Below are 12,670 nucleotides of genomic sequence, written 5' to 3'. Positions count from 1 at the left end.
GTTTTTGTGAAAATGAGTGAATATTACTCGCTGGAAAACTGATGTGCAAGATGATTCATTTCAAAGGAGATGGAAGTGTTGTTTTTGATTCGTGATTTGTATGTTCAATTGGTTTGAACTGCTCATGGTCATTTTCAGAGAGCTTTTGGGAGTGGCTGGAGAATTGAAAGGGGAAGCTTCAGGTTGATATTGTCGATTGCTTTGTCTGAAAAACAACCAGACGGATTATTTGCTGAAAATAGTAGGGAAATTAAACAGCCTGAAGCGAACACGCCAGGCTGTTGTTATGTACGGTGGTATTTCACCAGGGGTAGGGACGCTGCGTGACAAATTTACGCATGCTTTCTGGTGCATCGCATTGGGGCTCTGCCGTGGTGGCATCAAAAAGGATCCAGTGCCTCCGGTGGGCTTCTCCCATGTCCTGGCCTTTGCTGAGGGTAAAACAGCGGACACTGGCTGAATCGGGAATAAGAATGTATCGGTTCGGGCTGTCATGTAACCAGGCCCAAGCCCTTTCTTCCTGTTCCTGCATGGGAGCCAGATAACTGAAATGAGTGACGGTCACGGGAGAGAATAGGATATGCTGCTCCTTAAAGTTCACTAAACCGAGCTCAGCATCAGTACCAATTGTATGTGCGATGTTAGCCATCAGCGCTTTCGGGGTACGATTTGGGTCAAGCAAATGATATCCCCAGCTGGCAAAAATCAGCCAGGTTACGGCCAGAAGTCCCCCCAGGGTCAGATATGCATTTTTGTTGCGTCTGAACCAGAGTGTCCCCAACCAGATCAATCCGCAGGTGAAAAGCATCAGGCCCGCTTGCAGAGTTTGCTCTTCAAGTTCACGGACTGCTTTTTCAATTTGGGCAATTCCTGCAATCCCGCCGGCAAACATAACAACGCCGATTAATGTCATCAATCCAACCATCAGCCAGTGCAGCCAACGTTTGTGATCCAGCAGATTGACTGCCGGACTCAGTGCGAGTGCAAACATTGGCAGTGCGGGGAGCACATAAACGCCTCGTTTACCGGGACTGAGACTGAAGAAAAGGACCACGAGCACAACCCAGCTGAGGATGACCCAGATAACCGGATACTGTTTCCAGCTTTCACGAAGTGATTTCCAGAATGCGATGACCATAAATGGTAACGGAAACCAGAACACGGGGATTACGGATGAAATGAAATAGTGCCAGGGCTGCACATGACCAAGTGAGTTTGCATAGCGTTCTGCGGTTTGTTTGAACAGGATGTTATCGCGGTAGGCCTGGAACTGAGGATCGTCATTGCCACTGGTGATGAGCAGCAATGGAATCAGCCAGGCAAGAATAACGGCCAGCATGAACAGTGGTCCGAACCAGGCCTTTTTCTGAAAAGCCGGCGGTAGTTCTTTTCGTTGCGGAAAAGCGTAGAGCGCAATAGGAATGAGCATTAACGCGGGTAAAAAGCCAACGCCTTTGGTGATGACGCCCAGTCCCATCATGGCCCAGGCGAGATAATATAAGCGCCAGTTAGGGGCCAGAAAAAAGTGGCGGATCAGGCAATAGCACGACACAGTAATCCAGCAGGCGACCATGGCATCAATCTGGGCATTTTTGGCCTGAATGAAAAACTGAGGCGCCAGCATGAGCAGAAACAACGCCGTACGGGCAGTTTTGTTCCCCCACAGGCGACGTGCTAAATCCCAGACCAGAGTAAGCGTCAGCAGCCCACAGAGCGCATTCGGCAGCAAAAAAGCCAGTTTCAGATTACCGGTCAGCCAGTAAAACAGGGCAATGCTCCACATGAAAACCGGGGGTTTATCCGGATACAGTTCTCCACCCCGCATCGGGAAAAACCAGTGTCCGGTCGCCACCATTTCTCTGGCGACTTCGGCAAAACGGGGTTCGTCCGCTGGCCAGGGAGAGCGCCAGCCAATGCCCCAGAAAAGCAGAAGGATGGCGATTGCAAACAGCAGGATAGTCAGACTATCCCACGATTTATCTTGTTCTGTTGTCGTAATGTTTTGAGCCGGATTTGATAGCATTCGTCGCATCCTTGGTCGTTTTTTCCCGGTGGAAATAGAGATAAATGCCCAGCGCACTGGAAATGGCAAACAGCAAAATGCTGACTGTCATTTGGTTATGGTCGGAGAGTCGTACCCCTGAGCCAGCCATAGCGAATACCGCTGTCTGCGGTAAGAAGCCGATAACAGAACCCAACACAAATGCACTGATCCGAAGGTTACAGGCACCTGAAAACAGATTCGTAAATAAGTTACTGCCGACGGGGAGCAGTCGAATCACCATGATCTTTAACGTGGCATTACGTTGCAGTGACTTCTCAAAGACTTGCAGATACTTGGAGAAACGTCGCTCCAGCATGGGGTGGAGGACTGAACGCGCCATATAGAAGCAGCACAGTGAACCGATTAAGCTGACCATCAGGGCTGCGATGACACCCACAGGTCCGCCCAGCAGAAAGCCAAACAGAAAAGCAATTGCCTGACGGGGGCCGCCGATGCCAATGAACAGGGTCGCAGAAAGATAGAGTGACAGCCATTTCAGGAGGCCTGCATGGTCCAGCCATTGCGCGATGACGTGGTGATCACTCAGCGGCGGAATCCAGTCATTGCGAATGATGAGATAGAGCAACAACAGGCCACAGAGGGTGATCACTGCTTTGACATACAATTTATTCATTTGCGCCTGACTGACTGATTTTTTCGATAAGCGGATTTCTGGCACGTCGGCTGAGCCAGACCACGCCCAGCATATCGACCAGTCCAACCCACGCACGGTTGAGCGCATTGTACTTGGATGTACCGCCCCAACGGCCACGATGATTGACTGGGACAACAGCTACTTCACCGCCCAGACGACGGATCAGTGCCGGAAGAAAACGGTGCATGTGGTCAAAGTATGGTAAGGCCAGATAGGTTTCTCTGGGGATGAGTTTCAGGCCGCATCCGGTGTCTTTCACGCCATCTTTCAGCACCGCCTGACGAATGGCGTTGGCGAAACGGGACTGAAAGCGTTTCCATTCAGTATCTTGCCGATTATGTCGGTATCCGGCGATACAGAAATGAGATTGCTGTTGTTGTGCTGCAGCTTCCAGCAAAGCGGGGATATCAGCGGGATCGTTTTGCCCGTCGCCATCCATGGTGACGATCCATTTGCCCTGTGCCTGATTCACAGCGGACAATAATGCAGTACTTTGACCGACAGAACGCTGATGCTTCACGATAGTGAGCAGGATATCCGAATGAGATTTTCCCCAATCTTCACAGGTTGAATAGGTATTGTCTGAACTGCCGTCATCAACGACAACAATCTCAAAATGGCAGAGACCGGTTAACGAGGCGACGACTTCATCCAAAAGTTTCGGCAGGTTCATTGCTTCATCTTTGGCGGGTATTACTGCAGAAATAAACGGGTAGGGCACAGCATTTTACTCCATGTAATGCATAAAACAGCGTTCCATACTTGGCTATCAGCATGATTCACAACAAGTCGGGTCAAGCACCAGCATATCAGCGGTGTTTGAATGTTTTATTATCCTTCTCGGGAATGAATTATTTATATCTATAGCAGACAAATCAAACGGATGGCTGAGAGGTACGTCGGTTTTTTGGTGTTTGAATGATGCAACGTAATATTTGGTGTTTTATGAAATAAGAATAATTCTTTTTACAAGTCTTTATATTTACTAGGTGAATCAATCAGGCAGCTTATTTACTGCCTGATTGTGATATGAATTGAATGTCTGTTATTCGGCGTATAACAGCTGATCGCTTTCAATAAATGATTTGAATAAGGGTAATTCAGTCATCTGTTTCAGGTAGGATGCCAGGTTTGGCCATTTTGTCGCATCGACTTCTATCTTTGAATAGCTCAGATTGATGAAATGAGTCGTGGTTGCAATGTCTGCGATCGTCAATTCATTGCCGTGCAGGAACTTTTTCTTCCCGTGTAACTGGTTATCCAAATAGTCAAAAATACCCGGAATCGATTGAGACATAATGTTGCTGATTTTCTCTTCATCTGGCATTTGCTGTAAGACTAAAGGCTTCAGTACGCGCTCAAAGAAAATCGGGCCAAGTGCAGAAACCACCTCGGTATCCGCATATTTTTCCAGCCATTTGACCCTCGCACGTTCGACCAAATCACTGGGGCAGAGAGGGTTCTCCGGATACCGCTGTTCGAGGTAATCACAAATGACAGCAGAATCAGCAAGCAGGACTTTGTCATCTTCAAAAGCGGGAATCTTGCCCAGCGGACTGACCCGCTCAAAGTCTTTTGGCGGATCCATCGGGTTCACCTGAGGATTTGAGTAGGGAACTCCTTTTACTTGCAAAACCAGAAGCACCTTTCTGACGAAAGGAGAAAATTGCACTCCATAGACAGTGGTCATAGCCAGCTCCTTCATTCTTTATCAGGTCAATTTTTATTGCGACCGACAGAGGTTCAGACACGAAAAATAAATCGATTCATTGAACGTTTGTGTGTCTGGTTTTATATCCACTGTAGTCGAGCCTTTTAGTGACATGAGCAAAGAAACAGGCGTTGTGTCACAAAAGCTGAGATTAAAACGGCTTGCAGTGTTTTCTGCTGGCTTGCGATTCATTTATCTCTGTGATGTCTGATGCAAGTTGTAACCGACATGCAAAGATCAGGTCCGTCTATGTGGTTGTCGTCTGCCTTTTTGGGGATGGATGCCAGAGAAGATTTACCCGTCTGTCTCAGGATTGAATCATGTGTTTTGTGAAAGACAGACTTCACTGATATGAAGAATTGATGACAACGGATCATCAGTAAGTCGTGTATGTATGGTGTGCAATCTGATTGATTGCTGGTGTGGCAGCTGAGATTTGCCTGAAGCCAAAGTATTGAGTACCCATGTGATGACCTAGAATAACTTGACAGTTTCAGCCGATTATCGTTTTTGATAAGGTTTGAATATTTTCTGGAATGCTGCAGAAAAACCTTATTTTTCCTGATGTTAGCCAATGCTTGCGACGGGAAGAATTTACTCGCGCTTCAGAATCTTTGACTACACTATTAGTTGCGAGTCAACAGAGTGGAGGAAAGGAGGATGTTAGCTGAACACCGGCAATACCTGATGCCAGGCGGTAAGGGTTATCATTTGGATGTCAGAGTTATCCCGACTGGCTTTCTAGAAGTAGAAATCATGGAAGAACATGATAAGTTTGAGGCAGAGTTCGAGGAACTTTCCTTTTTATCGAACGGCAAAAGAACTGAGTTAGTTTGCCGCAATCATGCCGGTGGTGAATGTGTACGCTGGCAAGTTGATATGACCAGTGATGATGCCCGGGAACTGGCCAAATTAATCGAACTTGCAGAAGATGAATTTGAGTTGCTAATGCGTGATCTGTGACGGATTATCAGCATCAAAATCAGAAATGCAAACCCTGCTTCGGCAGGGTTTTTATTTGTGTCGCATCCTGGAAGTGTTTCAATCTGAAGCGCAATCGGTTAGGCAATCGTTTGATTGTCCATTTCTATCAACTCTCTGTTTCTGTCAGGCTCTGACTTGTGGGTTGTTCACGTTAGGGTGAACGTCTAGAATTCCCTCCACATGATGCGAAAAAGGCATCAAGAAAATCTACGCCCTACCGTATAAAAGAAGAACACAATGAAATTAGAAGCTATTGATTTTACCGCACCCGACGCACAGGAACGTTTTGTTGAATCTCTGCGCGAGACCGGTTTCGGTGTCCTGAAAAATCACCCGCTGCAACAGGAACTGGTCAGTTCAATTTACGAAAACTGGCAACGTTTTTTTGATTCTGAAGAAAAGTATGACTACCGCTTCAACGTTGAAACACAGGATGGATTGTTCCCGTCTGAAGTTTCTGAAACGGCAAAAGGTCACACTCAGAAAGATATCAAAGAGTTTTTCCACTATTACCCTTGGGGTCAGTGTCCTGAAGAACTGAAAGCAGAGCTGCAGAATTATTATGACCAGGCTAATGCGCTGGCTTCTACGCTGTTATCCTGGGTTGAAAAACACTCGCCTGCTGAAGTTTCTGCCCTGTATTCGCAGTCGCTGTCGAGCATGATTGAAAACAGTGACAGTACGTTGCTGCGTGTGCTGCATTATCCGCCGCTGAAAGGGGATGAAGAGTTGGGTGCAGTTCGTGCCGGTGCGCATGAAGATATCAACCTGCTTACCGTACTCCCATCAGCAAATGAGCCGGGTTTACAGGTACAAGCGAAAAACGGTGATTGGCTGGATGTTCCATGTGAGTTCGGCAACCTGATTATTAATATCGGCGATATGCTTCAGGAAGCTTCCGGGGGTTACTTCCCGTCAACCACACACCGTGTGATTAACCCGGAAGGCACAGATAAAACGAAATCACGTATTTCTCTGCCTTTGTTCCTGCATCCGAAACCTGAGGTTGTTCTTTCTGAAAAGTACACCGCTCATAGTTATCTGATGGAGCGCCTGAAAGAACTGGGCCTGATCTGATTTTGACGATAAAAAACGCCAGCTTTTCGAGCTGGCGTTTTTTATTGGAATTCATATAGCGACGGGAAGTGCTGCGCCTCAGGAATGACATATATGGGATTGCATGGTGCTGTTATGCGGCTGTGGTACTGAAACATTGGGTGGATGTCGTGCGAATGAAATCGGTCTATGACATGGATACGGACATGGATACGCGGGTAAAATAGGCGGTCATCACTGCATAACGGTGCAAAGTTTGCTGACTGTGCAGTCTTTTCAAAGGATGCAGCATGCAGGTATCGCCTTCAGACAGACCAAACTGACTTTCAAGCTGTTCGCCCAGAGTCTGCTCACTGGGAATCAGTTTGATGCCGTCCTGAAGATACCCCTGAATATTGGCCGGCATTTGTCCCAACCACCAGGAAGCGAGCTGTTTGCTGGCTTTGCTGCGGTCAAACCAGTGGTCAGCAAGCAGCAACAGTTGATTATTCTCATTGTGATTCAAGTGGCTGAGCGTCAGTTCGATCGCCTGGAAGAGTGCAGAGCGTCGTGCCGTGTTCGCACTCTGTAAACGATGTGCGATGACCCACAGGGTGTTTTCGGGCGTCTGTATCCGAAAAATAGGCGGCATCATCACGTCGTCGTTTTGCAGTTGTTCAAGGCTGGCTTCAATGCCTTCGTTTTTGAGTGTTGCCAGAATACGGCGGCACATGAGCCGTCCTAAATGGCGATCACGCATGCCACGGTTGTGGACCGTGGGATAGTGTTGTGTACAAAGCTGTAAGCAGTCAGTCTGGAATTGCTCGATACTGACGCTGATAAACTTGTTGATCAAAAACGTAAACCTTATGCAGGGCTGGATCAAAGACGGCCTTCATTGTGTCACTATCATATTGCCAGACTGGGTGGCAGAAAAGTGTTATGTGGCTGAATAACCTGAAGCTGTATCAAATTTATGCATCTGACCAGCCATTTTCGCGCTTTGCCCCTGATAAGAGCAGTATATCCGTGTGATGTTCATACAAACACCGATGAAGAAAAAGCGGGAGATGACTTCATCTTCCCGCTTTCTTAGCGTTTTGCCTGCCATTGCTGATTCGGTGATCAGGTTTCAGTTGATGTCTGAGTGAAAAATCTGGGGAGCCAGCGTCTGAACGTTTTCTGGCGGAAGCTCAGTAAAATCAAAGCTCCAACCAGATAAAGAGCTGGCTCTGTAATATTGGATTTTACCGACCAGTAATAATGAATCGGAGCCAGCAGGACCGCCAGATACACCCAGTAATGTAGTTGTTGCCAGCGTTTACCCAAACGCCTTTGCATGCCCTGGGTTGAAGTGATCGCCAGAGCAAACAGGATCAGCCAGCAGACTGCTCCGATTGTCAGATAAGGTCGCTCCGCAATTTCACTGGCCAGAAGGGACCAGTTCAGATTCAGGTCAAGCAGGACGTAAACCAGTAAATGCAAGAGCGCCCAGAAAAAGCTGTAGAGGCCCAAAACCCGGCGAACTTTCACCAGTGCCCCCTGTTTCCACCATTTTGCAATCGGTGAGATCAGCAGTGTGATGAATAGTGTGTTCAATGCAGCCTTGCCGGTAAAGTGACTCAATCCCTGTACCGGATCGGCGCCCAGTTGTTCGCTGAGCGCCCTGAAGATCAATAAGGCGAGAAAACTCAGCGAAACCAAATGAATCACGGTCTTGATGGCGGTGATATGGCCGGGTTTGAGCCTGATGCTTTTGAGGCTGAATGTAGGTTTTTGCATTAATAAAATTTCCTCAGATCCATCCCTTTGTACAGACTGGCGACTTCACTCGCGTAACCGTTGAACATTTGAGTGAGCTGACGACGGGTGCTGAACAGATTCCCTTCGCCGATGAATCGTTCACTGGCCTGACTCCACCGGGGGTGATCCACCTTCGGATTCACATTGGCATAGAAGCCATACTCATTCGGAGCTATCTGATTCCAGGTTGTGGGTGGCTGTTTGTCGGTCAGCGTAATTTTGACAATCGATTTAATACTCTTAAAGCCGTATTTCCAGGGCACAACCAGGCGCAGCGGCGCGCCATTTTGCGGTGCCAGCGTTTTGCCATACAGACCAACCGCGATCAGGGTCAGCGGGTGCATGGCTTCATCCAGACGTAAACCTTCGACATAAGGGTAGTTGATACCACCCCCGATCCTTCTGGACGCCTGTCCCGGCATACGTTTCGGATCATAGAGTGTCTGAAAGGCCACGTATTTTGCGTTGCTGGTCGGCTGGGCCTGTCTGAGTAATGATGCCAGCGGAAAGCCAATCCAGGGAACGTTCATCGACCAGGCTTCCACACAACGTAACCGATAGATTCGCTCTTCAATCGGATAGCGTTTGAAAATATCATCGTAATCCAGCGTAACAGGGCGGGAGACCATGCCGCCGATCTCAACTTGCCATGGGTCAGTGATAAAGTTGGCCGCCCGCTCAGCAGGATCGGATTTATCAGTGCCGAATTCATAAAAATTATTGTATTTCAGGATTTTGTCTTCAGGTGTTAAAGACAAATTCGGGTGAAACTGCGCCGATTGACGGGCTTGTAATGCCCGGCGACGATCCGGGATTTTGTCATCACTGCTGAAAACATCGAACAGACCGGCCTGCGCCTGAGTGGCCAGAGGCAGCGTCGCAAGTGTAATGCCCAGTTTTTTCAGAATGTCACGTCGTTGTTGGTAGACAGATTCTGGTGTGACATCACTTTCCCTGATAGCCCATGACGGCTTGGACTTGATAATCATTGGATTTCCTTTGACAGCAGTTAAAGACAGGTGTGTTAGACATGACCCGGACGTCGCGGATAAATTTCATGAGTTTGGAAAAAAGCAGACCTTTGATCAGGTCTGCTCGTGCGGGAAGTGGCCGGTTTTGACCAGCAGAAGGCATCCTTCCTGCGTTGCCGGGTGGTGATAACTGCCTGGTGGTGTTCGAAGCCAGTAGCCTTGCCGGTATTCACCCCATTCGTCCTGAAAACTGCCGGCCAGAATGAAAAGTTCCAGGCCGCTTTCGTAAATCTGTTTCGGCAGGCTGGCACCGGCCTGCCATTGAATCATGATGGTTTTATCTGAACCGAAACCATGCAGGGGCAGAACGGATTGTCCGGTGTAATGGCCGGGCTGCCATCGTGCATTATGTGTATCGATTCTCAGCGTTTCCTGATCACCCTCGGGAAACATGTTCAGTTTGACATAGAGCATGCAGCCACTTTGGCTGGCCGGCGCATGACGGGTTCGGGCAGGGTTTCGCAGATAAGTCCCTGCAGGATAGGTGCCGAATTCATCTTCGAAGATGCCGTTGACGACGAATATTTCTTCACCGTTCGGATGGTAATGGGATGAAAAGTGTGTGTCGGGTTCATAGCGGACAATGCTGGTGACTTGCCCTGCTTCTGCTGCCTCCCGCTCCAGCGGGATACGCCAGACACCGGAGGCCGGCGAAGGTGTCCAGTCCTGTGCCAGGGTATTGATGACCACACGCTGATTTCTGTCCATATTGATGGGTTGGAAGGGGGCGTCTGATCGCGGTTCCATGGTGATTTCTCCGGATTGTCTGTGTTTCCCCTAAAGTGTAGTCAAGCACTGGCCAGGCTGAGGCAGTCTCTTGGATTGACTGTTTTTGGCGCACACAGAATGCAAGCATGTGATACGGAGCAGCAAATCGCAGAGTTTTACGATTGACCTGAGCGGGAACACTGGTATTCTGGCGCACAGTTGTACGCTGAATGACTGAGAATGACATGGCACATCCCAAACCGCCGATTATCTGGCTGAATGTAATGATCTTTACCGTCACGTTTGCAATTGCTGCGGTCGGTGCTCCCTTATACGCATATTTCGTTGGTTTTGACTGGCAACAGGGGCTGATGCTGCTTGCTGCATTCAGTTACTGTGGCATGTCTATCACTGCCGGTTATCACAGACTCTGGTCACACAAAGCTTATGAAGCGAATGCTGTGGTGCGTTTTATTTATGCGATTGGCGGCGCTTTTGCGTTGCAGAACAGTATCCTGCACTGGTCGTCTGATCATCGGATTCACCACAAGCATGTTGATAACAACGATGTTGACCCGTATTCCGCGAAACTGGGTTTCTTTTACAGCCATATCGGATGGATGCTGCGGGAATATCAGGCACACCGGTATACGGATTACAAGAACTGCCGTGATCTGCAAAAAGATAAGATTGTCATGTGGCAGCACAAATATTATGTACCGCTAGCAATCGCGACGAACTTTGGTATTCCGCTGCTTTTCGGTTTACTGCATGGTGATGTCTGGGGAGCACTGCTTCTTGTGGGAGTTGTGCGTCTGGTATTGAGTCACCATACAACCTTTTTTATCAATTCACTGGCCCATATCTGGGGTGCACAGCCTTATACAGATAAAAACACCGCCCGGGATAATGGTTTCCTGGCCTTCCTGACCTTTGGTGAGGGATATCATAATTACCACCATATCTTCGAGAATGACTACCGGAACGGTATTCGCTGGTGGCAGTTTGATCCGACCAAATGGCTGATCCGCACTTTAGCGTGGCTGGGCATGGCGCGAAACCTGCGGACCTGCCCGGAGGATAAAATAGAAAAAGCCAAAGCGACCATGATGCTGAAACGGATGCAGACGCGTTTGAATGAACGTTCAGACAGTCTGGCTGTGCTGCAGAAAGTTGAATCTGAATACGAAATATTAATGCAGAAGATTTCTGACTACTACGCTACGAAAAAGCAGGTGCTGGAAGCGAAAAAACAGACATTGCGAGCGCAGTATGAAAGTCTGGAGATTGTTCAGCAATATCAGGAGATGAAAGCCCGGCTGGAACAGCAGCGACGCTCCTGGAAATCACTGACGGCACAGTATGCCTGAGCCAGTCTGAAAACTTTAATCGTTGTACAGTAAAGCGGGCATTGCCCGCTTTTTTTGTTATCTGCTTCCTCTATTTCATAAAAATATTCTTTATTAGCGCCACTTTTTTGACGTGAATCTGACTCGATGGATACCGGACAGAAGTACACTGGCATTAAATTTGTAATCTTGCGATTGAGTGATGGTCATCTCAGTTTGTGTCATAAATGAGAAAAGTCGTGTCACTGACTGAGTAAAGATCAAACTTTGCCATAATAATTAAGAGTCTGTTTCCAGCTTTTTGGGTGAAAAATCAAGTGAATCGTGACTGATCCCCTAACAGACACCATCGATTTGGAGGCGCATCCGTGTATCGTACATTGCTTTGTACTTTGATTGGCTTAGCTTCAATGGGAGCAAATGCTATTGAATACCCACTGCCAGCCAACGGCAGCAAGCTGGTTGGTTCCGTGGAGTATTATCAGGTCCCTGAAAATGAAAAAGAGAGTATCGCTGATATCGCGAACTACTTTGATGTTGGCTTCCTGGCCGTAATGGAAGCGAACAAAGGTGTGGATCCGTTTTTGCCGGAACCTGGCACGATGCTGACGATTCCGACCCAGCTCATTTTGCCGGATGTTCCCCATGAAGGGATCGTGATTAACCTGGCTGAGCTGCGTCTTTACTATTTCCCGCCGAACAAAGACTCCGTCTATGTATTCCCTATTGGTATCGGCCGGATTGGGCGTGAAACACCGGTGATGACGACGTCGATCAGTCAGAAGATTGTTGGCCCGACCTGGACACCAACGGCGAATATCCGCAAAGAGTACAGAGAAGAACGCGGTATTGAATTACCTGCGGTCATCCCGGCTGGTCCGGATAACCCGCTGGGTGAGTATGCGATGCGTCTGGCACACAGCCGGGGTGAGTATCTGATTCACGGAACCAATAAAGATTTTGGGATTGGCATGCGGGTGAGTTCAGGCTGTATCCGTATGAATCCCTGGGATATTGAATGGCTTTTCCCCCGGGTGAATCAGGGGACAAAGGTCAGGGTGATCAATCAGCCTTTGAAAGAAACCCGTGAGCCAGACGGCAGTTTGTATGTTGAAGTGCATCAGCCTCTGTCTAAGAGCGAAGCTGAAGCCGGAACTGCGAAGGTTGTGAACCCGCCGCGTTCACTGGTCAATGCAGTGGAGAGTGATCATCAGGCTGTTTCAAAGCTGTCGCAGGCTTTGGAATCGCAGGAAGGCATCCCGGTCGCATTGGACTGAATCTGATGATGAAAGGATGACGAAAAAAGGCCGCAATTGCGGCCTTCTTTTTTAACAGGCATAAAAAAAGAGT

General features: G+C 48.3%; 13 protein-coding genes. 4 read left to right on the top strand and 9 right to left on the bottom strand.

What is annotated here, in order from left to right; translation table 11 throughout:
- Nucleotides 1-301 precede the first annotated feature (301 nt).
- From ACYP03_RS15545 to ACYP03_RS15530, 4 genes are all read right to left on the bottom strand, one after another.
- Nucleotides 302-2,023: an ArnT family glycosyltransferase gene (locus ACYP03_RS15545; protein ID WP_459780850.1), complete on the bottom strand. Its 1,722-nt coding sequence runs from the start codon at nucleotides 2,021-2,023 to the stop codon at nucleotides 302-304.
- Nucleotides 1,977-2,678, bottom strand: coding sequence for a TVP38/TMEM64 family protein (locus tag ACYP03_RS15540; RefSeq protein ID WP_330960135.1), 702 nt, complete (start codon nucleotides 2,676-2,678; stop codon nucleotides 1,977-1,979). Before ACYP03_RS15540 ends, ACYP03_RS15545 begins: the two co-directional genes overlap by 47 nt.
- On the bottom strand, nucleotides 2,671-3,420 hold the full coding sequence (locus ACYP03_RS15535; protein ID WP_459780848.1) for a glycosyltransferase family 2 protein: 750 nt from the start codon (nucleotides 3,418-3,420) through the stop codon (nucleotides 2,671-2,673). Before ACYP03_RS15535 ends, ACYP03_RS15540 begins: the two co-directional genes overlap by 8 nt.
- A 324-nt stretch (nucleotides 3,421-3,744) precedes the next feature.
- A complete protein-coding gene (locus tag ACYP03_RS15530) occupies nucleotides 3,745-4,389 on the bottom strand; it encodes a glutathione S-transferase family protein (protein ID WP_459780846.1) in 645 nt (214 codons plus the stop codon).
- Nucleotides 4,390-5,070: 681 nt separating this feature from the next.
- Here ACYP03_RS15530 and ACYP03_RS15525 point away from each other — a divergent pair.
- On the top strand, nucleotides 5,071-5,373 hold the full coding sequence (locus tag ACYP03_RS15525) for a hypothetical protein (RefSeq protein WP_248142178.1): 303 nt from the start codon (nucleotides 5,071-5,073) through the stop codon (nucleotides 5,371-5,373).
- 258 nt (nucleotides 5,374-5,631) lie between these two features.
- Nucleotides 5,632-6,471 (top strand): isopenicillin N synthase family dioxygenase, encoded by an 840-nt coding sequence (locus ACYP03_RS15520; protein ID WP_330960132.1) that lies wholly within the window; start codon nucleotides 5,632-5,634, stop codon nucleotides 6,469-6,471.
- Nucleotides 6,472-6,637: 166 nt separating this feature from the next.
- Here ACYP03_RS15520 and ACYP03_RS15515 read toward each other — a convergent pair whose 3' ends face one another.
- From ACYP03_RS15515 to ACYP03_RS15495, 5 genes are all read right to left on the bottom strand, one after another.
- Nucleotides 6,638-7,285 (bottom strand): hypothetical protein, encoded by a 648-nt coding sequence (locus ACYP03_RS15515; RefSeq protein WP_459780843.1) that lies wholly within the window; start codon nucleotides 7,283-7,285, stop codon nucleotides 6,638-6,640.
- Nucleotides 7,286-7,369: 84 nt separating this feature from the next.
- Nucleotides 7,370-7,540, bottom strand: a complete 171-nt coding sequence (locus ACYP03_RS15510; protein WP_459780841.1) for a hypothetical protein — start codon at nucleotides 7,538-7,540, stop codon at nucleotides 7,370-7,372.
- A gap of 14 nt (nucleotides 7,541-7,554) precedes the next feature.
- Nucleotides 7,555-8,211, bottom strand: a complete 657-nt coding sequence (msrQ, locus tag ACYP03_RS15505; RefSeq protein WP_459780839.1) for a protein-methionine-sulfoxide reductase heme-binding subunit MsrQ — start codon at nucleotides 8,209-8,211, stop codon at nucleotides 7,555-7,557.
- Nucleotides 8,211-9,221 carry a protein-methionine-sulfoxide reductase catalytic subunit MsrP gene (gene msrP, locus ACYP03_RS15500; RefSeq protein ID WP_459780837.1) on the bottom strand — a complete coding sequence of 337 codons (1,011 nt, stop codon included), beginning with the start codon at nucleotides 9,219-9,221 and terminating at the stop codon, nucleotides 8,211-8,213. The genes msrQ and msrP overlap by 1 nt, the downstream gene beginning before the upstream one ends.
- 96 nt (nucleotides 9,222-9,317) lie before the next feature.
- Nucleotides 9,318-10,010 carry a cupin domain-containing protein gene (locus tag ACYP03_RS15495; protein WP_330960129.1) on the bottom strand — a complete coding sequence of 231 codons (693 nt, stop codon included), beginning with the start codon at nucleotides 10,008-10,010 and terminating at the stop codon, nucleotides 9,318-9,320.
- Between the two features lie 206 nt (nucleotides 10,011-10,216).
- Between ACYP03_RS15495 and ACYP03_RS15490 the strand changes: the two genes are divergently transcribed.
- Both ACYP03_RS15490 and ACYP03_RS15485 read left to right on the top strand, forming a co-directional pair.
- Nucleotides 10,217-11,341 carry a fatty acid desaturase gene (locus tag ACYP03_RS15490; RefSeq protein ID WP_459780835.1) on the top strand — a complete coding sequence of 375 codons (1,125 nt, stop codon included), beginning with the start codon at nucleotides 10,217-10,219 and terminating at the stop codon, nucleotides 11,339-11,341.
- A 347-nt stretch (nucleotides 11,342-11,688) separates the two neighbouring features.
- Nucleotides 11,689-12,597, top strand: coding sequence for a L,D-transpeptidase family protein (locus ACYP03_RS15485; RefSeq protein ID WP_371929432.1), 909 nt, complete (start codon nucleotides 11,689-11,691; stop codon nucleotides 12,595-12,597).
- Nucleotides 12,598-12,670: the final 73 nt, after the last annotated feature.

It is taken from the genome of Photobacterium sp. R1 (assembly GCF_054600795.1).
The sequence above is the reverse complement of the archived record's forward strand: the minus strand, read 5'-3'. Positions and strand labels throughout refer to the sequence as shown.